Raw genomic sequence first — 22,897 nt, 5'->3', positions numbered from 1 at the left:
ATGAAATCTCAAAGAAAGAAGCGTTTTTTAAAGCTAACCCCTCAACATATTACTTGGCTGAAAGTAATAATTCATGCCGTTAGCTTATTCTTTCTTACTGTATTAGTTCTCCAAACATTCAATGGTGGTTTTGGTGCTGATCCAGTTAAGGACATTGAGCACTTCACAGGAAAAGCGGCATTGAATACATTATTTATTACAATGCTTATTAGTCCAATTGCCATGTATTTAAAACAAGGGGCTTTGGTAAAAACACGGAGAGTATTGGGCTTATATAGCTTTTTTTGGGCATTGCTACACTTGAGTGTTTATGTCTCGCTTGACCTAGGTTTTGATTGGGCTTTAGTCGGTGAGGAAATCACTCAACGTCCGTATTTAGCTATTGGCGCAATTAGCTGGCTAATTTTATTATTATTGACTTTGACTTCTACTCAGAAGTTACAACGTATATTAGGAGCAAGCTGGCAAAAACTTCATAACTGGGTATACCTTGCTTTATTATTGAGTCCAATTCATTATTTATGGTCTGTCAAATCTGGTATTATTGAACCAGCCATCTATATCGTTATTGCAAGCTTGCTTTTATTAAGTCGCAGAGACAAATTTAAACGTGGATTGACTAACCTTGGTATCAACAGAGATCAGAAAACGACGACATCAAATTAATCCACACAACACCTATTAATTTTAGTGAATGCTTTTCACTGTCTAGTAACCTGTACCTAAATCCCAATTGGTACAGGTCTTTTTTTATCAACTTGTCATTTATTATTAAAACCTCATGAATTACATGACATTGCAAAATTTTATGCTACGATAAACTCCTTGCATCTTTAGTTGTTGTGTATGTTATTTCATGAAGGTCATTCATTTTGTTCAGTGATATTTTAGCAACGAGCCTTGAGGAATTTGCTCACGATTGCATGTTGCTATGTGAGCAACACTACCCAACGATTCATAGCCGAGGCATGCAAGAAGATCATTTAGCGAAAACACTTTGCCGCCGTATTGCAGCTAATTGTGCCCAACAAAACACACCTGTCAAAATTACCCACACAGATCAAAGCCAACATGCATCGCAAGCTATCTATTGCTTACAGCACGAACAGTCATATATCTGGGTGATTGCTCATCACTTCATTAGTGCCAATAAAGCCCGTAGAGATGCATTACTTAGTACCATTGAGCAAGTACAACGTAACTTTTCTACTCATGGTGAACATTACCTTATGGTGATTGCTGATCATTGGTTCGATCGCAGTAAAGCGAGTAAGGAAATTCCCGCTTGGTGGCTTGGTGAATTACCTGATAATCATCTTGAATATGCTGCAACAGGAATCAAGCTTCAACCCAGTGAGAGCAGTTTTGCTGAGTCGGTAAAACAACGCTTTCATTTAACAAATGGCAGCATGTCTCTTAAACATCCTTTTGTACGTCATGATAATCAATCCCCTGTTTTACGTTATCTATTCTTAACTGCAATTTATAAGATTGACTAACTCCCCATTCCGATTAAAATGCGCCAAATTTTTAGTCTAACCGAATAAGTGTAATTTAACTTAAACGGTTTTAGTGTGATATCTCCTATCACCATACACGGAATGTTCTTATGTCTGTCTCATCGTCTCAACCTTTATCATTACGTGACGATTCTATTTTTCGTTTATTTTGGCGTTATACGCTCCCCACTATCGCTTCCATGTTGATCACCGGCATTTATGTTGCTGTCGATGGCATGTTTGTTGGCCACTTTATTGGTGAAGACGGACTTGCAGCAATTATACTTGGCTATCCGATTGGCTCCATTCTTTACGCCATAGGTGCTCTTATTGGTATGGGTGCATCGGCATTAGTTTCGATAAAGCTGGGGGAAGATAAAACAGAGGAAGCGAGAAATATTGTTGGTAACGCATTCAGCTTATGCCTAATAGCAGCAATGATTATTTGTGGATTAGGGATCACATTTGGCACAGACATACTGCAATGGGTTGGCGCAAAGGGAGAGATCCTATCAATGGCAGAAGATTACCTCTTCTGGTACTTCAGTATGGGTTTCTTTGCCATCATCTCAATGGCATTTTCATCACTATTACGTAATGATGGACAACCCAAACGCGTGACTTACATCATGATTTTCGGTGGTCTACTGAATATTTTCTTAGACTGGCTATTTATTGTGGTGATCCCTTGGGGATTAACAGGCGCAGCTATTGCCACAATGCTATCTCAAGCCGCCACCAGCATCTTGTGTTTACAGCATTTCTTTAGCAACAAATCAGCACTACGAATTCATTGGGACAGCCTAAAACTTAAACTTGATACCTGCTTACAAATTTTACAACTCGGAACATCAAGTTTACTCATGTACATGTACCTATCTGTCGTACTAATTTTACACAACAAAGCTTTCTTGATGGTCGGTAAACCGATTCATGTTGCTGCCTACAGCATCGTGAGTTATACAGAGGCTTTCTTCTATTTAATTTTCGAAGGCATTGCATTAGGCACACAACCGATCACCAGTTTTAATACAGGTGCAGGTTTAAAAGATCGTGTGATCAAAGCACGAAACCTTGCTTTTGCTGTTACTCTTGCTGTCGCGCTTATTGGCGTCACAATCCTCTATAGTTTACCCGATTATGTCGTGTATTTATTCGCAGGTGATAATCAACTGCTTCAACCTGTTGCTATAAACGGTATGCACCTTTATTTCTGGGGATTACCTTTCGAAGGATTATTACTTATTGGTGCGACCTATTTCCAATCAATTAACATGGCAAAAGAAGCGTCGATATTAACTGGTGGAAAGTTAATTTTGATCTCTATTTTTATCTTTACGTTCGCGCATATTTTTGGCGTTGACGGTGTATGGGTCGCATTACCTTTTTGTAGCTTACTTCTGACATCATGGATGATATATAAACTCAAAAGCCTTTAATGTCGACAAAGATCGGTAGTGATTGTTAAACATTGCTACCGGTCTATTTAAAACACTATCCAATTAACATAAGAACAATGAATTATTAGTGTATTCCTTGAGGGATAATTATAAAGACTTCCAAGAAAACAGTTAACCAACTGTTTTAGTAGGATTTATATTTATCTACAATAGAATGAAACATGAAAAAATTATTACTCCATTAGCACTTATTTTTCAGCATTCGCAGTTACTTCAGCGCATGCAGTTAAACAAGATTACCTTATATAACAAAAAAGCCCATAGCTATTCCTAACTATGGGCTAAACGAAGAGATGAATCGTTTAAATTTTAATTTGCTTCTGCAAGTTTAGCTTCCGCTTCTTTCATTGCCGTTGTTGGTTGACCTTCTGCACCGTGCATCCAGTCAACTAACTTTCCTGAGAACACGATAAGAATAAGACCTGATAGCGTTGCAGCAATTGCGATACCACCAAAGATAGATAGCGCACCAGCATCGCCAATATGTGAACCAATAATACCCGCCGCATAGTTCGCTAATGCGTTAAACGAGAACCACACACCCATTAGTAGTGAACATAAGCGTAATGGTGCAAGTTTCGTTACCATCGATAAACCGATTGGTGATAGACATAGTTCACCCAATGTATGGAAGAAATACGCACCTACAAGCCATAGCATTGATGTTTTAACAGTTAAATCACCACCTTGTTCTAACGCTGCTCCCACCATGAATAGGAAGCCAATTGCTAGGAAGAACAATGCTGCTGCAAATTTAATTGGTGAGCTTGGCTCCTTCGAGCCCATTTTTACCCATAATGAAGCAATAACAGGCGCTAACGTAATAATGAAGAACGGGTTAAGTGATTGGAACCACTCTGTTGGTACAGTAAAGCTGCCAATAATACGATCTGTATACTGTTGGGTGTAAATGTTCATCAATCCACCGGCTTGTTCAAAGCCAGCCCAAAAGACAATAACGAACAGACCCATGACCATAATAACTTTTAAGCGATCACGTTCAACTTTTGTTAATGGCTCTTTTTTACCTGACTTGTTTTTAGCTGCATCACGTTTAGCCGCAGCCTCAATACCAATATCGCCCAAATAACGACGTGCAAATAACATTTGAAGCGTTAAACCAATACAGATACCGATACCAGCAGTTGCAAAGCCTGCTTTATAACCCCAGATTGTTACAGCTGTACCTGCAATAATACCAGCAAGTAGCGAACCTAAATTGATACCCATATAGAAAATGGTAAATGCACCATCACGACGGTTATCACCTTCATCATAAAGATCACCAACCATAGTTGAGATATTGGCTTTAAATAAACCATTACCGATGATCATCAACGTTAGGCCAGCATAAAAAACATGCAATGCAGAATCCCCAACAACCGAGTTAGGTAATGCAAGAACAAATTGTGCAGCAGCCATTGCCACACCACCTATCATGACGCAACGGCGTTGTCCTAAAAAGTTATCGGCAATCCAACCACCGATGAGAGGAGTAAGATAGACAAGTCCGGTATAAGTCGCGTAAAGACTTAGCGCATCTTTTGCTGTCCAGCCAAAACCACCGTCCATTGTTTTTGAAGTTAAATAAAGGACAAGAATGGCGCGCATGCCATAAAAGCAAAATCGCTCCCATAGTTCAGTACCAAACAATAAGAACAGCCCCTTAGGGTGTCCTAGTAATGTGCTAGAGTCTCTTCTCATAATTATTCCTTTTAATTCGTTTTTCATTCAGTAAATGAATACTGGCATTACTTATAAGGAATAACTATTCACATATCAAATTAGCACTAAATTGCTATAAGATTTGTTTTTTAATAAGCCTATGATTTTAAAATAGAATAAAAATACAACAACGATAATGAAAAATAATATTTAACTTTAACAGTAGATTAATGAACCACTCAACCATAAATTACTAGTATTTTAAACCAAAAAGGAAGTGATAATTAGTGAATACCTATAAATATTTCATTTAACTTACAAATATAACAAAAATGCCATCATTTAGAGTGCTTTTTAAACAAGGATCAGTTTCTATAACTTGTATTGCTTAAGAAACATACTCATCCCTTTTAAGATAAAATGTGAAAAATTATTCTCAACACACCCTATTTACATTTAGATGAAAGCTCAGGGACTAAATCGAATAAATCTCCCACTAAACCGTAATCGGCATAAGAAAATATACTTGCATCAGGATCATTATTAATAGCCACAATCACTTTTGCATCTTTTATCCCAGCAATATGTTGAACTGCACCCGAGATCCCAACAGCAATATAAAGTTCTGGAGCAATAATTTTCCCGGTTTGCCCTACTTGGTAATCGTTAGGTACGAATCCAGCATCCACGGCTGCGCGAGAAGCACCAACCGCACCGTCTAAGGTATCTGCTAATTGCTCAATCAATAAAAATCCATCTTTACTTGCAACACCTCGCCCACCTGCGACCACAACACGTGCTGTAGTAAGATCTGGTCGCTCATGGTTACTCGTTTGCATACTGACAAATCGGGTACGGGTTAATGAATGACTTATCTTTAGCAATTCTTGCTCGGCGGGTTGCTCCGATAACCCACAAGGCTCGAAACTAGCACTGCGAATTGTTGCCACCATAACAGCCTCACAAGACTTAACCTCAACCGTTACGTTACCGGCATAAATAGGACGAACGACTGCATCTAAACCAGTAAATGCCATCACATCGGATAATTGCTCTATACACAACATCGCAGATACTCGCGGCAATAGATCTTTACCTGATGTGCTACTGCTCATAAAAATATGACTATAGTTTGATGCAATATCCTTAATGACCTTAGAGACGTTTTCTGCCAAACCATGCTGATAACAAACATCATCCACCAATAACACTTTATCAATATCGGCTAACTCTGCTGCCTGCTGTGCAACACATTCACATTGAAAACCAACCACGACAATATGGATACTTAACCCCTTGCTAAAACACTGTAATGAAGCTGCCGCAGTAACAACTTTACGTGTAGCTAACGAAATATTCTGATGATCATGCTCTGCGATAATCAAAATGTTTGCTGTCTTCATTAGATCACCTTTACTTCATGACTTAACTTATCAATAAGTGCATCAACATTGTCGACCATAACCCCAGCTGTCCGTGGTTTTGGCGCGTTATAGTGAAGTATTGTTTGAGACGTTGTCTTTATCAGATTTTCCAGCGATGGGTACTGCACGCTATTTTTTTCAATAAAGTCTTGCAACGAAATAGTCGTTAATGGTTTAGCTTTCGCTTTCATAATATTTGGAAGTGATGCAAATCTGGGTGTATTAAGTCGTAAATCGCAGCTAATCACACAAGGAACTTTAACCGCCAAAGTTTCAAGACCACCATCGACTTCACGAGTCACAATAAGCTCATCTAATATCGAAGGGTTGTCATAGTTAATCTCTGAAGCATAAGTCGCTTGTGGGCAGTCTAATATTCCCGCCAGCATTTGAGGTGTTTGATTGTTATCTCCATCAATAGACTGTTTCCCCATTAACACCACATCACTCTTGTTCTGTATAGTTAATACAGATAACAGCATTGCTATTTTTAGCGGGGTGATATTTGTTACATCGTCACTTTCAGTTTGATTAGTATTGATATGAATAGCGCTATCGGCCCCTAGCGCGAGTGCCGTCCTTAATGATTCATTGCAACTATCATCCCCAATACAAACAACAACGACCTCTGACGCTATCCCTTGTTCTTTAAACTGTACGGCTTGTTCAAGTGCGATTGCACAAAAAGGATTAATGGCTTTCTTCACATTATGATCGTCAATACCACTATTATCATCCTTAACACGGATCGCTACATAAGGATCAATCACGCGCTTAATCGCCACTAATATACGGATTGTAGATTCTGCCATATCACATACCTCTAATAAGAAGTCGTTGATTTAACGGCTAATACTGGAATGCCTTTGTTTCTTTGAGCCTAGTTGAATTTACGTTTACGTCAACTGGACTATAGTTAAATGAAGCAATAAAGGAGTCATCTATGGCAGAGGAAGAAAGTGCTCAAGACAGTATCTCTTTTGATGTTTTAATCGTCGGCGCAGGACCTGCCGGGCTTGCTAGTGCTATCCAACTTGCGCAATTAGCCAAAGAGCATCAGCGACCATTCTCTATTGCTGTAATAGAAAAAAGTGCCGAAATCGGCGGACATATTTTATCTGGCGCCTTATTTGATCCCCACGCACTCAACGAATTATTACCAAACTGGCAAGATACTGATTGCCCAGTCCGCACCAAAGTAAAACATGATGAGTTTTATTGGTTAACCAACTCACAATCAGTATTTTCAATCCCACCTTTATTACGTCCAAAAGTGTTTGAAAATCACGACCATTATATTGTTAGCTTAAGTGAGTTATGCCGTTGGCTAGCAAAACAAGCCGAGCTATTGGGTGTCGAAATCTACCCTGGCTTTTGCGCTGACAAAATACAGTTTGAACACCAAAGGAGTGACAGCGTAACAAGCGATAATGCCGATTTACCCATTTACATGAGCACCGTAAAGGGGATTACAACCAAAGCAATGGGATTAGACAAACAAGGTAACAAAAAAGAAAACTATCAACCCAGTATGCTGATTAATGCGCGTTACACTATTTTTGCCGAAGGTAGTAGAGGGCATTTAGGAAAAGCGCTAATCAAACAACTTAAGCTCGATAGGCACAAACAACCGCAACATTACGCATTAGGGATAAAAGAAATTTGGCAGGTTCCCAAACAACAGCATCAACAAGGAAGAGTGATGCATAGTTTGGGGTGGCCACTAAGCGAATCAAGTTCAACGGGTGGCGCTTTTATGTACCACCTTGGTGATAACCATATCGCAGTAGGGCTTATTACCGACTTAAACTACCGTAACCCTTACCTTAGCCCGTTTGATGAATTTCAACGGCTAAAGCATCACCCTCTATTTGCGCAAGTTCTTCAAAACGGAAAACGAATTGAATACGGTGCAAGAGCTATAACCAAAGGTGGTTTAGCCTCCCTACCCAAACAGTCATTCCAAGGCGGCGTATTAATAGGCTGTGATGCTGGCACCCTGAATATGAACAAATTAAAAGGTTGCCACACCGCGATGAAATCCGGCATGTTAGCGGCAAGCGCGGTATACAGTGAGTTAATTCGTGATCATTCCCATACCGAGCCTTGCTATAACGCTCTTTTTGAAAGTAGCTGGCTGTATGATGAACTTCATCAAGCGAGAAATACCACTGCAAATATCCATAAATTCGGTCAACTGAGTGGCGCTATTGCAACCTATTTAGAGCAAAGTCTATTTAGTGGTCGTGCAAAATGGCAGCTTAATAACAATGTGCCAGATCATACTTGCCTACTGCCTATATCAAAAACAAACAAGATAAGTTACCCCAAACCTGATAACCAATTAAGCTTTGATAAAACCTCTTCACTCTATCTTGCTTCTATTAGCCATCCTGACGATCAACCTTGTCACCTTCAATTACAAGATGCTCAAATACCAATAAGCCAACATCTAAAAGCGTTTGATGAACCTAGCCAACGTTACTGCCCTGCAGGTGTTTATGAAGTTATTGAAGAAAATAACCAAGTGAAATTTCAAATCAATGCAAGTAACTGTTTGCAATGCAAAGCCTGCGATATAAAAGATCCTTCTCAGAACATTTCTTGGACGCCACCAGAAAGCGGATCAGGGCCTAATTATAGAAAAATGTAATAAGTCTAAACTTTTTTTGAATTAAAGTTCGTAAACACAACAAAACGCTTCTAACATCATATTGATACAAAAAAACGTATAACACATTGTTTATTAATACATATATCTATTTATACATCATTTATTATTCATATGTATGCATTAAATGCATTTGAAAAATGAAAACCATTCATTTTACTCATACCCTTATAAATCATAGTATTTATCTCAAGCCAAGAAGCAGTTAAGACAGCGAAATGACGACTGTTGAATAATAAAAAATAGGCTTCCAAAGCAGTGAATTAAATCAGCCGATCGTGCTCAACACACATCAGATTTTAAGTTTATGGTGAGTCAGTTTCATCATAACGCATTCGCATATATCACCTATTGAGGTAAACATTATGACAATCCCTACTACAGAAATGTTAGAAGCGTGGAAAGGTTTTAGCGCAGGTAACTGGCAGCAAGAAGTTAACACTCGTGACTTCATCCAGACTAACTACACGCCTTATGAAGGGGATGAGTCTTTCCTAGCCGATGTTACAGAAACAACAACATCACTATGGAATACCGTTCTAGAAGGTATTAAAGAAGAAAGCCGCACTCACGCGCCGGTTGATTTCGATACTGATTTACCATCAACAATTACTTCTCACGATGCAGGCTACATCAACAAAGATCTAGAAAAAATCGTAGGTCTACAAACTGATAAACCACTTAAGCGTTCAATCATCGCTAACGGTGGTATTCGCATGGTGAAAAACTCATGTGAAGTATACGGTCGCAAACTGGATGAAAGTGTAGAGAAGATCTTCACTGACTACCGTAAAACACACAACAAAGCATGTTTCGATCTATACACTAAAGAAATCCTAGCATGTCGTAAATCTGGCATCATCACAGGCCTTCCAGATGCTTACGGTCGTGGTCGTATCATTGGTGACTACCGTCGCCTAGCGCTATACGGTATTGATTTTCTAAAAGCTGACAAACAAGAACAATACAAGTCCACTCAAGCATTCCTAGAGCAAGGCCATGATCTAGAAAAAACACTTCGCCTACGTGAAGAGTTAGCAGATCAAGTTCAAGCACTAGAAGACATCCGTCAAATGGGCTTGAAATACGGCATCGATATGTCTGCTCCTGCTCGCACAGCACAAGAAGCGATTCAGTTCACTTACTTTGGCTACCTAGCAGCGGTTAAATCTCAAAACGGCGCAGCAATGTCACTAGGTCGTACATCAACATTCCTTGATGTATTTATCGAGCGTGATATTCAAAACGGCTTGATCAACGAGCAAGAAGCGCAAGAGATGATCGACCACTTCATCATGAAGCTACGTATGGTTCGTTTCTTACGTACACCTGAGTACGATTCACTGTTCTCTGGCGACCCAATCTGGGCAACAGAAGCAATGGCTGGTATGGGTGTTGACGGTCGTACTTTAGTAACAAAGAGCACATTCCGTTACCTACACACACTACACACAATGGGTCCTGCACCAGAGCCAAACATGACTATTCTTTGGTCTGAGCAACTCCCTATTGCCTTTAAAAAGTACGCAGCGAAAGTATCAATTGAAACATCATCTGTTCAATACGAAAACGATGATCTAATGCGTCCTGATTTCAACAACGATGACTACGCAATCGCATGTTGTGTAAGCCCACAAGTCGTTGGTAAACACATGCAGTTCTTTGGTGCACGCGCTAACCTTGCAAAAGGTCTGCTATACACTATTAACGGCGGTATTGATGAAAAATCTAAAGCCCAAGTTGGCCCACAAGTAGCAAAAATTGAAGATGAAGTATTAGACTTTGATTCACTAATGCCACGCTTTGATTCAATGTTAGATTGGTTAGCAACACAATACGTGACAGCACTGAACATCATCCACTACTCTCACGACCGTTACAGCTACGAAGCATCACTAATGGCATTAATGGATCGCGATGTACGCCGTACTATGGCATGTGGTATTGCAGGTCTTTCTGTTGTTGCTGATTCATTATCAGCAATTAAATTTGCGAAAGTAACACCAGTACGTGACGAAGATGGCGTAGCAATCGATTTTAACATCGAAGGGGACTACCCTAAATTCGGTAACAACGATCCACGTGTTGATGATATCGCTTGCGACCTTGTTGAGCGCTTCATGAAGAAAATTCAGAAGATGCACATGTACCGTGAAGCAATTCCAACACAGTCAATCTTAACCATCACATCAAACGTTGTGTACGGTAAGAAGACAGGTAATACACCTTGTGGTCGTCGTGCTGGTATGCCTTTCGGCCCTGGTGCAAACCCAATGCACGGTCGTGATGAAAACGGTGCGGTTGCATCACTAACATCTGTATCTAAACTCCCATTTGCTTACGCGAAAGACGGTATCTCATACACCTTCTCTATCGTGCCAAATGCATTAGGTAAAGATGAAGAAACACAGAAACAAAACCTTGCAGCACTAATGGATGGTTACTTCCACCACGAAGCAGCAGGCGCAACAGATGGCATTGAAGGTGGTCAACACCTAAACGTGAACGTATTAAACCGTGACATGTTATTAGATGCTGTTGAGCATCCAGAGAAATACCCACAGCTAACAATTCGTGTTTCTGGTTACGCAGTGCGTTTCAACTCACTGACTCGTGAACAACAACAAGATGTAATTAGCCGTACCTTTACTAATAAGATTTAATAAATAGCTACTACATTGGTAATATCCGACTAACTACCTAGGTATTACCATTTTGTCGCCATAGTTCCCTACCTAACTATGGCGGCTTTTTTTATTCATTATTTACAGAAAATATAATCGTAAAACCTACTCTTTCAGCTCCTTAATTAACAAAGTTTTTATACTTACAATGTAAATAAATAAATTACAAATGAGGTTGTGAAGCCACTCGATAAACTGTATTTATTGCTCTAATTTAAGTCTTCAGTTTTGTATAAAGAACTATCAATGACTAAAAAGATCAATAAAGAACATGTTAAATGCAACCATTCAGCCCATTACTTCTGTTCCTAAATTAATACTTATCGCACTTTCTTTCGCAATTCTTTCAGGCTGTGCGTCGAAGGAACTTCTGCTAGCTCAACCATCTTTAGTTGAACAGCAAACTTCAAAATTGTTACCACAACGCCCAAATAAAACAGACTTATATTTTGTAGGTTTTGCGGCAGACTCTAGTCAGAACGTATTTAGTAAAGAAGTTAAATATGCACAACAGTTATTTGATAACAAATTTGATACCAAAGGACGCTCAGTCACATTGATTAATCACTCATCAACTATCAATGAAGCTCCGATGGCTACACTATCGAATCTTGATAATGTATTAAAAAATATTGGTAACACTATCGACAAAAATGAAGATATTGTTTTTCTTTTTCTGACAGGACATGGTTCTTTTGAAAAAGGCTTACACTCTAAATTTTGGCCGCATCACAAAGAGTTAATAACACCTAAAGATCTTAAAAAGTCCCTCGTTGAGTCAAAAATAAAGTGGAAAGTTGTCGTGGTTTCATCGTGTTTCTCAGGACAATTCGCTAATGAAATTGCAGATTTACATACTTTAGTTATTACCGCGAGCAATCCAAGCCAACCATCATTTGGTTGTACCAACACCTCTGAATTTACCTATTTTGGTGAAGCTTTCTTTAAAGAACAGCTTGCACAAAATGCTTCATTTATAATGGCCTTCATCGCGGCAAAAGCCAGAATCACAGTTAAAGAAAATAAAATGGGATTCGAGAATTCACAGCCAATGATGATTACGTCAAAACCCATTATCGATAAGTTAAAAGAAATATCTCAATAATATTATTATTTCAAACTATATCGTTCTCTGGAGTAACAAACGACAAAGCGGAGCCTTTTGCTGCGCTTTATTGCACAAGTGTTGGTAAACTTTTTTATAATTAACTTTTCAGATCGTAATAATAAGTCTTAAAGCTCCAAAAATTTTATATCGTTAATTTAACAAATTATTACACTTATCACATTCAGAATATTTCCCATACATAAAAGTAAATTTTTACTTGATACTGCTTAATGTTAAATACTACTATTTTACTCTTAATTAGTAAGTCAAACAGGAAGTATCATGTCTAAAATAATTCTTAGCTCTATTTTTTTGATGATTACATTGACAGGATGTCAAACATTAAGTATATCTCTTCCAGAATCTGAATATCAAGGAAATCTACCTCCGCAAATTAAGAATGAAATAGCAAAAAGTGTTAATGATACTGAAATTGAGGGTATGAGAGGCGCTACAGCTAAAGTATATTTTGATAGTGAAAAATCACTAATGACTATTGCATACATGTTACGAAACCCACACTGGCAATGGACAATATATAAATCAGATGTAGAAAAAGACTCCTTTCCTTACTTATGTGAAAAATACGGCTATGAGATAAACAATGGACTTGGTATACGTTATTGGTTTTCAGGATCTGGTGGCTTTACAACTGACACTGTAACAAAAGAAGTTTGTAATTCATTATCTAGCTAATGATTCTTTATTATATAAAAAATTTAATTTTTCTGAGCGGTAAGTTAAACCATAAATATATCACTTTTAAAAACTCAACTTACCCTGAAAACGGTGCACTTTGCACCGTTTTTTATTTACTTCATCTTTTATACTAAGAAGCCTTCCTTATCATTTTAACTTAAATCGACATTTTTCGTACCAAAGAACCATGTTGCGACAAAACCTACGATATAAGCAATCAGCAAACCAATGGTAAAAATGGCCATACCTGCAAAGATACCAGAACTTGAGGTCATTAACGGTAAAGCAACAATACCAGATGGACCGAATACTGTATTTAAACCAATCGGTAATCCCAGATACGATACTAACCCAATAAAGAAACCACCCGCAGAGCCCCCCACACATGCAGTAACAAAAGGTTTAACCCGCGGCAATGTCACACCATAGATAAGCGGCTCACCGATACCTAATAATCCCGGAATGATCGCCCCTTTTACCTGCAGACGTAACAAAGATTCTTTTTTCGCTTTTGCATATAAAGCCAGTGCTGCACCCACTTGCCCTGCTCCCGCCATGGCTAAAATAGGGAAAAGTGAGTTAAAGCCTTGAGCGTCCATTAGAGCAAAGTAAACAGGAACAAAACCTTGGTGGATACCAAACATCACTGATATTAAGAATAAACCGGCTAAGATCGCACTACCGAATGGATTACCATTTAAGTTGATAAATAACCATGACATCCCCTTAAATAGCTCACCACCAATTGGCATGATAATCACAAAGGTAACAGCGCCCATAATCAACAAGGTGATCATAGAAGTTAAGATCATATCTAAATTATCTGGAATATATTGGCGGACTTTTTTCTCAACGCCTGCACCAATAATGGCAGCAATCAGAACCCCAATAATATTGCCTCGTGGATCGATACCATTGCCGAAAAAGTCGTTCATTCCAGAGAAAATGCCAGACGTTGCATCTGGGTTATAACCAAGTACAAACAGTGACGCTAAAATCGCACCGTTTACCCCTGAACCACCAAACGCTTGCTGCGCATTGTAGCCAATAAGGATACTTAAGAAGCTAAATAAACCTTTACTGAAAACTTTCATATACGCAATTAAATCAAGTAAATGCGCATTAGGCGAGGCCTGCCCTATAACAAAAAGTTGTTCCAGCAAGGTCGCGATACCGAGTAATAAACCTGCAGCAATGAAACCGGGGATTAAAGGCGTAAATATAGTTGCAAACTTGCTTAGAAAGCGTTGTGCTGCACTGGTTTGTTTTTTCTTTAATTGCTGTTTATGTGCAGAAGCCACATCTTTTAGGTCGGAATGTGTTTTTGGAGAAGTTTTCTCCTCACTTTGCTCGTTCTCAAGCATACTATTCATCATTTCAGCTGCAGTTTGTGCTTTGCCCGGTCCTAACACAATCTGAAATTGATCGTCACTTTCAACTAACCCCATCACGCCTGCAATACGTTTGATTGAGTCACGATCAGCTAAGCTGTCATCTCGTAGTGTAAGACGTAATCGCGTCATGCAATTACCGCATTTAATAACGTTTTCGTTACCGCCTATTGCAGTGAGTATCTCTTGCATCATTGAAGCAGTTACTTTGGCCATCTTATGATCCTCGATATAACCGATTGTTTTATTATTTTTGGTCTAAAAGTGCATGACGAATAAAGCCATGATGCTTACCGAGTTTTGCAGTCGCCAACTCAGCATCAATATCAAGTAAAATCATAAGGATTGCGGTTTTACAATGGTTATTACACTGCGCAAGTGCCTCCGCTGCTTGTAATTCACTGCACCCTGTCGCTTCAACTACAATATTTTTTTGACGTTGGATAAGTTTGGCGTTGGTTGCTTCAACATCAACCATTAAGTTTCCAAAGACTTTCCCAGTTCGGATCATTGCCCCTGTGGTTAACATATTTAGTACTAATTTCTGTGCAGTACCGGCCTTCATTCTTGAAGAGCCCGTTACCACTTCAGGCCCAACAATGGGGGTTAATGAAATATCTGCGATATGCGTCATTGGACTATTCGCATTGCAACTTAAGGTAGCAACGGTTGCACCGATACTTTTTGCGTAATTCATTGCACCTAAGACATACGGCGTACGTCCGCTTGCGGCAATGCCAACAAGCACATCTTTTTCATTAAAACCAATCTGTTGTAAGTCACTTGCACCTAATTCAACATTATCTTCTGCATTTTCAACCGCCTTTAAAATCGCTGTATGACCACCAGCAATTAAGCCAACCACCAAATCGGGATTAGAACCGTATGTAGGAGGACATTCACTGGCATCCAAAATACCTAATCGACCTGATGTACCCGCACCGGTATAAATCAAACGTCCACCAGATTGGAAAGCATTAGCGATAAGATCAACAACTTTGGCAATTTCAGGAATAATGGCTTCTACTGCAAGTGCCACTTTCTTGTCTTCTTGATTGATAACTTTCAACATCTCAACCGTTGATAGCATATCGATGTTTTCACTATCTTTATTTCGGCTTTCTGTCACTAAGGTTGTTAGATCAATTTTCATTATCTGCTCTCTTCACTTGGAGGTTTTATTGAGAGGCATCATATAGAATAAAAAATTCATTTAAGTGATAGTTATCACAACTAAAATTATTCATTCTGTGCCAAAATTAGAGAATAAATACGAGTCACAACTCTTTTAGACATTCTAAAAAATATAAAAATAACTTATTTATTCAGATAGTTAATTCCACTCAGGTTAAATGAATAATGTTTAGGTCTCGTTGAATAATTAATTCAATAAAATTAGGAAAATATGAGTATTTTAGAGCGAATGCAAAACCAAAGAAGTAGCTTGTCGAGTAATGGAGTAAAGATATTAGACTTTATTCTTGAAGACCCAGCTTCGTTAAGTGCCTATGTCAGCCAAGATATAGCGAAAAAGGTAGGTGTTTCACAATCTGGTGTGATCAAATTTGCTCAACGGCTTGGTTTTAAGGGGTTTACAGCATTAAAACTTGCCATTATTGAAGATCTTGCTCAACAAAATGCCATTCTAGAACCCAAAAGACCTATTCATAACAAGATCCATAGCGATGATTCTTCAATAACGATTGCACAAAAGTTAATACAAGAGAAAACACACGCTATGATTGCGACAACCAACGCTATCAACTTTTCAGAATTTGAAACTATCGTAAAGCGGCTAAATCAAGCGCATCGTATTCAAATTGTAGGTATTGGGGGTTCAGCATTAACCGCCAAAGATCTCACTTTTAAGCTGTTAAAATTAGGTATTACTGCACTCACTGAACAAGATACACATGTGCAAATCGCAACAGCGAATACATTAACGAAAAACGACATACTCATCGCAATTTCATTTTCAGGAAAACGGCGCGAGATAATAATGGCAGCACAATCAGCTTACGACAAAGGCGCGACAGTCATTGCGTTAACAAATATAAAAAAGAGCCCCTTACGGCAATTAGCCCACTATACGATTGACACTATTGCCGATGAAAAACAATTTCGAAGCTCTTCAATTTCTTCGCGAACTGCACAGAATGTTATCACTGATCTACTCTTCATGGCCTTATTACAGCTTAAAAGCGATGATGCAAAACTACTTTTAAGTGATATATCATCAGTCATTGATAGAATTTAACTTAATAATTACTAATACAACATTCTGCAAATGTATTTTAATGTCAGACCGTGTCATTAAAGTGAGCTTATAATGTAGAAAGGTAAACACAAACCTCACGCTCTTTTCCTTGCATGTGGTTTATCTGATTACCTTTATAGGTTACGCCAAGCTTGTTGATAACCGATCTTGAACGTGCGTTATCAGCTAAATGGGTTACTTGTAACTGCATTAAGCCACGATGCTCTTTCATGTACGAAATTAATAAGCTTGAAGCTTCAGTTGCATAACCATTTCCCCAAAAAGGAACACCCAGCCAGTACCCAAGCACACCTACGCCATTTTCTATTTTCGGGAAACTAACCGTACCAATGACTTCCATTGTTTGTTTTAAAACGATGGCGTAAACAATACCTGTACCGCTTAAGAACATGTTGCTATGTCCCTGAATCCAAGTGTGTGCATCCGATACAGAGTATGGATAAGGTATATTTGCTGTCATGTCAGAAATTCTTTGATCACTTAGCAAGTTAGCTACTCGTTCAGCATCTGTTAGCGTAAATGGTCTCAAAATTAAGCGTTGGCTTTCTATTGTTTGCTGCATCACATTTGGCTCCGTTTCCTTAATGATGAAATATATGGCTTAAGTTTAAATAATATTCAGCTCCCCCTTGACCTCAACTTAACTTGAGGGTGCAAAGTCACTTTAACAAATGAATGTATTGAAGCATTCCCTCAGCAAGAACAAGTTTAGAGTTCCAATATGAATAAAGAAATACTATCAGCTTATTTAGAAAAAATCGGTTTTCAAGGAAACACATCCCCTGATTTAACGACTCTATTCGCTCTGCATCAAAGTCAACATAGCAGTATCCCTTTTGAAAATCTTGATATCGTCAATGGTCGTACTGTCGAACTTGATGAAGATAAAATCTTTAATAAGCTCGTTTATTCTAATAGAGGTGGATATTGCTTTGAATTAAATAGCTTAATGAATCGCGTACTTAAAACGCTTCAATTTAATGTCGAGAAAAAGTTAGCTAGAGTCCACTTAACTGAAAATCCATCAGGTCGCGGGCATTTAGTCAATATTGTGACTTTCAATGAACAACAATGGCTTGTTGATACTGGTTTTGGCTCAAATACCCCCAGAGCACCACTACCAATTACGTTTAATCAAGAGCTTAAAGTAGAGAAACAAACCTTTCGATTTATCGAAGATGCATTCTTTGGAAGGATGTTGCAATGTAAAGTTCAAGAGCAATGGATTAACTCTACAATTAAATAGATTTATTGCTATAAATGTTAGACACAAAAAAGCCCAGCAAAACTCGCTGAGCTTAAAGTGAAATCACCTTAAAAACATACACTTATGCACAATAACGGTTAAACCTGTTTTGTTACAAACTAATAGCTGTACATCGCTTTTCTAAGACGAATAGCTTTTGGCGTTACCTCAATCAGTTCATCACTATTAATCCACGTTAGCGCTTGCTCTAAACTGAAATTCATAATGGCTTTCATAGCATAATTTTTATCTGCCACTGTTCTCCAAATCCGAACGAGGTTCTTACCTTGGCGGCAGTTCACCCATAAATCGGTGTCATTAGAGGCTGCTCCAATAATTTGCCCCTGATAAACCTGATCACCATGGTTAATCATCAACCTTCCTCGCTCTTGTAACGAAGATAAAGAGTAAATTAAAGCTTTGCCAATACCATTTGAAACCAGTACGCCTTCACGCCTACAACCAATATCACCAACGATTTTTTTACCGTAGCCAACATCTTCCTTATGAATACTTGCAGAACCTTCGGTCAAACTTAGTAAAGTATGTCTAATACCTAACAATCCACGTTTTGGCCCTAAGAATAATAATCGTTGATGACTATTATCCAATGGCTGACTATGCTCGAATTGTGCTTTACGGTAAGCCATCTCTTCAATAACCTTGCCCATAAATTCATTGGCGCAATCAACGTAACATTTCTCGTAAGGCTCTTGCGTCTCACCCGCATCGGATTTCAACAAGATCGTCGGGCGAGAGACAGAAAACTCGTACCCTTCTCGACGCATACTCTCAATTAATACCCCAAGGTGTAATTCACCACGACCTGAAACTTCATAGATCCCAGCCTCTTCTGCCTCAGTAACATGCAGAGATACATTGTGTGAAGCTTCAAGATATAAACGTTCTGCTAATTCTCGAGATTGTAATACCTTACCTTCTTGACCTGAAAAAGGAGAATCATTCACGCTAAATTTCACAGAAACAGTTGGCGTATCAATTTCTAGCGCTTCAAGCTCCACATGATTGCCACGTGAAGTAACAATATCTGAAATCGCAATATCAGATATCCCTGTTAAGGCTATAATATCGCCAGCCACACCGTAATCAACGGCAACACGACTTAATCCTTGTTGATGATAGACTTCTTTGATCTGACAGAAACGTGCATCTTCACCAGACGCATTAACTGCTACTTTTTGGCCTCGATGAAAGGATCCTGAAATAACACGCCCTATCCCAATCAAACCAAGATATTCTGAGTAATCAAGTTGATGAATTTGAATAACAGGTTCTTGTTCAACGGTTACCGTTGGTGAAGCGACGTTTTCAACTAACATATCTAACAATGGCGCCATGCCATTTTCAGTATCAGCCTCACCAAAGGTGTCATAGGCAAATGCTTCTTTCGCAGAACATGATACTGCAGGAAAATCGAGCTGCTCGCAATCAGCACCTAGCGTTACAAATAAATCATAAAGTTGATCAATTGCCTTTTCTGGCTGTGCCTCTGGACGATCGACTTTATTCACTGCAACTAATAGTTTCAAACCTTTATTTATCGCTTTTTGAGCAACAAATCGTGTTTGTGGCATCGGTCCTTCAACTGCGTCAACAATAACAAGTACCGCATTTGCCATATCTATAACACGTTCAACTTCGCCACCGAAATCAGCATGTCCCGGCGTATCGATAATATTTATTCTTACCCCTTTCCAGTCGATTGCCGTGACTTTAGATAAAATAGTGATGCCTCTTTCTTGTTCTTGAGCATTACAGTCCATCACCAATCGTTGTGTGCTTTCTCTTCGTGTTAATGCATCAGCTTGTCTTAATAGTTGATCGACAAGTGACGTTTTGCCGTGATCAACATGAGCAACAATCGCAATATTACGAATGTCTTTAGTATTTAACATTTTGTTATCCCCATATCGATGTGATAGCAACATCTTACATGGGTTTAATGAGTGCCCAATAACGACATTTAGACTATAAGTATCAACTTAAGGACATTTATTAAATTAACTATTGGGGGGTAATGGGTTATATATTTTATTTGTAATCAACAGAGACTTTGCAACGACAGTAAAATTTATTCCCCCGTATACATTCAACAAAGCTTCACTCGACTTTGGCTTAAGCCATGATTTTCTAGTTTTCAACGCGACTCAGCATTGCATCTTACTGCACACCTTAAAACTGTTGACACCTGTAATTTTAAAGTTGTATTTTAAATACAGCTTTATTGATATAGATTAAGGAAATATTAAAATGAATAAGAAAACGGTATTTATTACAGGTTCAAATTCAGGTATGGGCTTATCTACAGCAAAACTTTTTGCGGCAAAAGGATATAAAGTTTACGGAGGAGTTCGTAATGCTGAAACTGGAGAGACATTAAAAAATGATTTTACTGTTAATGACCTAACTATTACGCCGGTTATCTGTGATGTAACAAATACTGATAGCGTCAATTCGGCTATTGAATCTATTGTCAAAGATAGCGGTAAAATTGATATTCTCGTTAATAATGCGGGTTATGGCCTCGTTTCTAGTGTTGAAGAAGGGACTGATGAAGAACTCATACTCCAATACAATGTAAACGTATTTGGTGTGTTCAGAACTTGTCGTGCAGTAATTCCATTCATGCGTGAAGCCGAAAGCGGTATGATCATTAACGTTGGCTCGTTCTTAGGTAAGATGGGTCTTCCACTGTTAACTCATTACAACTCAAGCAAGTATGCGGTTGAGGGTATTACTGATTCGTTACGCTATGAACTAAATCCATTTGGTATTAAGGTTCATACGGTCGCGCCAGGTCTATTCAAAACTGGATTTGTAAAAAATGGGCTTAAAGCGAACACTAAAACAACAAGTGAAGATACGCCTTATGCCACTCAAGCGAGCGCCCTTCTCCCTCAAGTTGTAGATATGATCAACAATGGACCTTCACCAGATTTAGTCGCTGATGCCATACTGTCAGTGGCCGAAGGTAAAATTACAGATGCACGAGTTCCTGTTGGTGAAGACTCGGTTTACTTCAGTGATACATTGAATAAGCAAACCCAAGAAGAATTTGAAACCACAGTTAAAAACGCACTTTCACTATAACGAATTCAACACAGTAGCCTATTTTATTACCAAGTTGTTTTACAGCTTTATTCAGAGTCGCTTGGATTGATTTTAGTTGAATAATCGATGTAATAAGTTGAAAAAATTGATTTACGGGAACGGAAAGATAAACAGTAAGTAGTTATAAAATCCGAATTATCAATCATCAACTATAAAAAAGCGGAGCCTAAGCTCCGCTTTATCATTGTGTTAATTTCGTTTAAGCAGGATTTACTTCTGCATTTACTGGCTCTTCAATAGCACCTTCGGTTTTAGCAACAATGGTATTTACTGCCGTATCCCCAACTACATTAGATGACGTACAGAACATATCGTTAATACGGTCAACAGCTGCAACAATAGCTAAACCTTCTGCAGGTAGTCCTAATTGGTTAAGCAATACACCTACCATCACGATACCGCCACCCGGTACACCACCCGCGCCCACAGACAGTAGCAAGATAGTTAAACCTAATGTCACAATATCTGAAGAGTTAATAGGTTGACCAAATGCGTTAGCCACAAAGATGGTTGCTAGTGCAATATAAATAGATACGCCTGACATGTTCATTGTGGCGCCTAGTGGTACACCAAAACCTGCAACAGATTTCGAAACGTTTAACTTTTCCGTTAGGGTTCGCATGGTAACTGGGATGGTTGCATTTGAACTTGCTGTTGATAGCGAGAATAAAACCTGCTCACGTGTTGCACGCAAAAATGTCTTAGGTGATGTACCCGTTGCAATGCTTACAGCCATTGGATAGAAAATGAAGATCCAGAACACCAACATGCTAACAACTAACGCTACGTAACCTGCAACAGATAACAGCGTATGTGAATCCAGTGTTGCCCCTAATTGGATCATTAGCGCGAATACACCGTATGGCGCAAGACTCATCACTAAGCCAACCAGCTTCATCATAATTTCGTTAGCTACTTTAAAAGTACGAATAGCTGGACCACCACGTGAATCTAATGCTTGAATCGCAAGCCCCGTTAAAATTGCCATAAAGATGATTTGTAACATGTCACCATTAGCAAAAGCTTGAACTGGGTTACTTGGTACGATATTCACCACTAAATCAAAGATATTAGGCGTTTCTGTTGTTGTAAGTTTAACGGATTCAGACACGCTTCCTGCTAAATTCGCGCCTTTACCCGGTTGGAAAATCATACCTACAGCTAACGCAGCACTGATCGCAATAATGGTATTAATAATGTAAAGCGCAAAAGTTTTACCACCAAGACGACCAAAAGCTTTAACATCTTTTAGCTCCACGATACCGCAGACAATAGACACAAAAACTAAAGGTACAACAAGCAATTTGATTAGGGATACAAACATCCCCCCAGCCCCTTCTGCTGCCCCTAATAAGTAAGTATCAAAGAGTGCGATATCATTAAAAATATATTGGATTGCTGTGCCGATTATTAGACCTGCAAAAAGACCGACAAAGATCTTTTTTGAGAGCGATTTATCCATTGCTCATCTCCGATTGTTATGTTGTATTTTTATAATTTGATAGTGACTAATAACACTATTTTGCTGTCGAGCCAGTGCATAATACACAACAACATAACAATTCAAAGCATTTATTTACAAAAGTGCAACATCGATCATTTAGAGTAAACAACTAAATTTACATCCATTTATCGCATAA

The 22,897-nt window shown here is 38.7% G+C and carries 18 protein-coding genes; 10 read left to right on the top strand and 8 right to left on the bottom strand.

What is annotated here, in order from left to right:
- From msrQ to C9J46_RS14455, 3 genes are all read left to right on the top strand, one after another.
- A complete protein-coding gene (gene msrQ, locus C9J46_RS14465) occupies nucleotides 1-666 on the top strand; it encodes a protein-methionine-sulfoxide reductase heme-binding subunit MsrQ (RefSeq protein ID WP_107291103.1) in 666 nt (221 codons plus the stop codon).
- Between the two features lie 206 nt (nucleotides 667-872).
- The gene (locus C9J46_RS14460) at nucleotides 873-1,499 is read left to right on the top strand and encodes a hypothetical protein (protein ID WP_233217769.1); all 627 of its coding nucleotides are present in this window, start codon (nucleotides 873-875) and stop codon (nucleotides 1,497-1,499) included.
- 110 nt (nucleotides 1,500-1,609) lie between these two features.
- Nucleotides 1,610-2,938, top strand: coding sequence for an MATE family efflux transporter (locus C9J46_RS14455; protein WP_107291102.1), 1,329 nt, complete (start codon nucleotides 1,610-1,612; stop codon nucleotides 2,936-2,938).
- Between the two features lie 330 nt (nucleotides 2,939-3,268).
- On the opposite strand, the gene C9J46_RS14450 is transcribed toward C9J46_RS14455, so the two are convergent.
- The 3 genes from C9J46_RS14450 to C9J46_RS14440 all read right to left on the bottom strand — a co-directional run bounded on the left by C9J46_RS14450 (nucleotide 3,269) and on the right by C9J46_RS14440 (nucleotide 6,860).
- Nucleotides 3,269-4,663, bottom strand: coding sequence for a peptide MFS transporter (locus C9J46_RS14450; protein WP_107291101.1), 1,395 nt, complete (start codon nucleotides 4,661-4,663; stop codon nucleotides 3,269-3,271).
- A 407-nt stretch (nucleotides 4,664-5,070) separates the two neighbouring features.
- Nucleotides 5,071-6,027, bottom strand: coding sequence for an electron transfer flavoprotein subunit alpha/FixB family protein (locus tag C9J46_RS14445; protein ID WP_107291100.1), 957 nt, complete (start codon nucleotides 6,025-6,027; stop codon nucleotides 5,071-5,073).
- Entirely contained in the window at nucleotides 6,027-6,860 is an 834-nt protein-coding gene (locus C9J46_RS14440; protein ID WP_107291099.1) for an electron transfer flavoprotein subunit beta/FixA family protein, read from the bottom strand. The genes C9J46_RS14445 and C9J46_RS14440 overlap by 1 nt, the downstream gene beginning before the upstream one ends.
- Before the next feature lie 131 nt (nucleotides 6,861-6,991).
- On the opposite strand from C9J46_RS14440, the gene C9J46_RS14435 reads away from it, so the two are divergent.
- The 4 genes from C9J46_RS14435 to C9J46_RS14420 all read left to right on the top strand — a co-directional run bounded on the left by C9J46_RS14435 (nucleotide 6,992) and on the right by C9J46_RS14420 (nucleotide 13,207).
- Complete coding sequence (locus C9J46_RS14435; RefSeq protein WP_107291098.1) at nucleotides 6,992-8,701, top strand: electron transfer flavoprotein-ubiquinone oxidoreductase; 1,710 nt, start codon at nucleotides 6,992-6,994, stop codon at nucleotides 8,699-8,701.
- A 383-nt stretch (nucleotides 8,702-9,084) separates the two neighbouring features.
- Nucleotides 9,085-11,382, top strand: coding sequence for a formate C-acetyltransferase (gene pflB, locus C9J46_RS14430; protein WP_107291097.1), 2,298 nt, complete (start codon nucleotides 9,085-9,087; stop codon nucleotides 11,380-11,382).
- Nucleotides 11,383-11,674: 292 nt separating this feature from the next.
- Nucleotides 11,675-12,508, top strand: a complete 834-nt coding sequence (locus C9J46_RS14425; RefSeq protein WP_107247179.1) for a C13 family peptidase — start codon at nucleotides 11,675-11,677, stop codon at nucleotides 12,506-12,508.
- A 285-nt stretch (nucleotides 12,509-12,793) separates the two neighbouring features.
- Nucleotides 12,794-13,207, top strand: a complete 414-nt coding sequence (locus tag C9J46_RS14420) for a hypothetical protein (RefSeq protein WP_107291096.1) — start codon at nucleotides 12,794-12,796, stop codon at nucleotides 13,205-13,207.
- A gap of 155 nt (nucleotides 13,208-13,362) precedes the next feature.
- Here C9J46_RS14420 and murP read toward each other — a convergent pair whose 3' ends face one another.
- Both murP and murQ read right to left on the bottom strand, forming a co-directional pair.
- Nucleotides 13,363-14,817, bottom strand: coding sequence for a PTS N-acetylmuramic acid transporter subunit IIBC (gene murP / locus C9J46_RS14415; protein ID WP_107291095.1), 1,455 nt, complete (start codon nucleotides 14,815-14,817; stop codon nucleotides 13,363-13,365).
- Between the two features lie 31 nt (nucleotides 14,818-14,848).
- On the bottom strand, nucleotides 14,849-15,754 hold the full coding sequence (gene murQ / locus C9J46_RS14410; RefSeq protein WP_107291094.1) for an N-acetylmuramic acid 6-phosphate etherase: 906 nt from the start codon (nucleotides 15,752-15,754) through the stop codon (nucleotides 14,849-14,851).
- Between the two features lie 252 nt (nucleotides 15,755-16,006).
- On the opposite strand from murQ, the gene C9J46_RS14405 reads away from it, so the two are divergent.
- Nucleotides 16,007-16,858, top strand: coding sequence for an SIS domain-containing protein (locus C9J46_RS14405; protein ID WP_107291093.1), 852 nt, complete (start codon nucleotides 16,007-16,009; stop codon nucleotides 16,856-16,858).
- Nucleotides 16,859-16,925: 67 nt separating this feature from the next.
- Here the strand turns inward: C9J46_RS14405 and C9J46_RS14400 are convergent, their stop codons facing one another.
- On the bottom strand, nucleotides 16,926-17,441 hold the full coding sequence (locus C9J46_RS14400) for a GNAT family N-acetyltransferase (RefSeq protein ID WP_107291092.1): 516 nt from the start codon (nucleotides 17,439-17,441) through the stop codon (nucleotides 16,926-16,928).
- Nucleotides 17,442-17,600: 159 nt separating this feature from the next.
- Between C9J46_RS14400 and C9J46_RS14395 the strand changes: the two genes are divergently transcribed.
- Nucleotides 17,601-18,125 carry an arylamine N-acetyltransferase gene (locus C9J46_RS14395; protein WP_233217768.1) on the top strand — a complete coding sequence of 175 codons (525 nt, stop codon included), beginning with the start codon at nucleotides 17,601-17,603 and terminating at the stop codon, nucleotides 18,123-18,125.
- Nucleotides 18,126-18,244: 119 nt separating this feature from the next.
- Here C9J46_RS14395 and C9J46_RS14390 read toward each other — a convergent pair whose 3' ends face one another.
- Entirely contained in the window at nucleotides 18,245-20,041 is a 1,797-nt protein-coding gene (locus tag C9J46_RS14390) for a GTP-binding protein (protein ID WP_107291091.1), read from the bottom strand.
- A 355-nt stretch (nucleotides 20,042-20,396) separates the two neighbouring features.
- Between C9J46_RS14390 and C9J46_RS14385 the strand changes: the two genes are divergently transcribed.
- Complete coding sequence (locus tag C9J46_RS14385) at nucleotides 20,397-21,236, top strand: SDR family oxidoreductase (RefSeq protein ID WP_107291090.1); 840 nt, start codon at nucleotides 20,397-20,399, stop codon at nucleotides 21,234-21,236.
- Nucleotides 21,237-21,456: 220 nt separating this feature from the next.
- Here C9J46_RS14385 and C9J46_RS14380 read toward each other — a convergent pair whose 3' ends face one another.
- Nucleotides 21,457-22,719: a dicarboxylate/amino acid:cation symporter gene (locus C9J46_RS14380; RefSeq protein WP_107207231.1), complete on the bottom strand. Its 1,263-nt coding sequence runs from the start codon at nucleotides 22,717-22,719 to the stop codon at nucleotides 21,457-21,459.
- Nucleotides 22,720-22,897 lie beyond the last annotated feature (178 nt).

Origin of the sequence: Photobacterium sp. GB-36 (assembly GCF_003026135.1) — a bacterium.
Taxonomy (GTDB): domain Bacteria; phylum Pseudomonadota; class Gammaproteobacteria; order Enterobacterales; family Vibrionaceae; genus Photobacterium.
This window is presented reverse-complemented; position numbering and strand designations above follow the sequence as displayed.

Excerpts from the sequence above, each read along its gene's own strand:
- C9J46_RS14440 (WP_107291099.1), bottom strand. The coding sequence starts at position 6,860 with ATGGCAGAATCTACAATCCGTATATTAGTGGCGATTAAGCGCGTGATT.
- C9J46_RS14445 (WP_107291100.1), bottom strand. The coding sequence starts at position 6,027 with ATGAAGACAGCAAACATTTTGATTATCGCAGAGCATGATCATCAGAAT.
- murP (WP_107291095.1), bottom strand. The coding sequence starts at position 14,817 with ATGGCCAAAGTAACTGCTTCAATGATGCAAGAGATACTCACTGCAATA.
- C9J46_RS14390 (WP_107291091.1), bottom strand. The coding sequence starts at position 20,041 with ATGTTAAATACTAAAGACATTCGTAATATTGCGATTGTTGCTCATGTT.
- C9J46_RS14400 (WP_107291092.1), bottom strand. The coding sequence starts at position 17,441 with ATGCAGCAAACAATAGAAAGCCAACGCTTAATTTTGAGACCATTTACG.
- C9J46_RS14420 (WP_107291096.1), top strand. The coding sequence starts at position 12,794 with ATGTCTAAAATAATTCTTAGCTCTATTTTTTTGATGATTACATTGACA.
- C9J46_RS14380 (WP_107207231.1), bottom strand. The coding sequence starts at position 22,719 with ATGGATAAATCGCTCTCAAAAAAGATCTTTGTCGGTCTTTTTGCAGGT.
- C9J46_RS14450 (WP_107291101.1), bottom strand. The coding sequence starts at position 4,663 with ATGAGAAGAGACTCTAGCACATTACTAGGACACCCTAAGGGGCTGTTC.
- C9J46_RS14385 (WP_107291090.1), top strand. The coding sequence starts at position 20,397 with ATGAATAAGAAAACGGTATTTATTACAGGTTCAAATTCAGGTATGGGC.
- murQ (WP_107291094.1), bottom strand. The coding sequence starts at position 15,754 with ATGAAAATTGATCTAACAACCTTAGTGACAGAAAGCCGAAATAAAGAT.
- C9J46_RS14405 (WP_107291093.1), top strand. The coding sequence starts at position 16,007 with ATGAGTATTTTAGAGCGAATGCAAAACCAAAGAAGTAGCTTGTCGAGT.
- C9J46_RS14455 (WP_107291102.1), top strand. The coding sequence starts at position 1,610 with ATGTCTGTCTCATCGTCTCAACCTTTATCATTACGTGACGATTCTATT.
- C9J46_RS14435 (WP_107291098.1), top strand. The coding sequence starts at position 6,992 with ATGGCAGAGGAAGAAAGTGCTCAAGACAGTATCTCTTTTGATGTTTTA.
- pflB (WP_107291097.1), top strand. The coding sequence starts at position 9,085 with ATGACAATCCCTACTACAGAAATGTTAGAAGCGTGGAAAGGTTTTAGC.
- C9J46_RS14425 (WP_107247179.1), top strand. The coding sequence starts at position 11,675 with ATGTTAAATGCAACCATTCAGCCCATTACTTCTGTTCCTAAATTAATA.
- msrQ (WP_107291103.1), top strand. The coding sequence starts at position 1 with ATGAAATCTCAAAGAAAGAAGCGTTTTTTAAAGCTAACCCCTCAACAT.
- C9J46_RS14395 (WP_233217768.1), top strand. The coding sequence starts at position 17,601 with ATGAATAAAGAAATACTATCAGCTTATTTAGAAAAAATCGGTTTTCAA.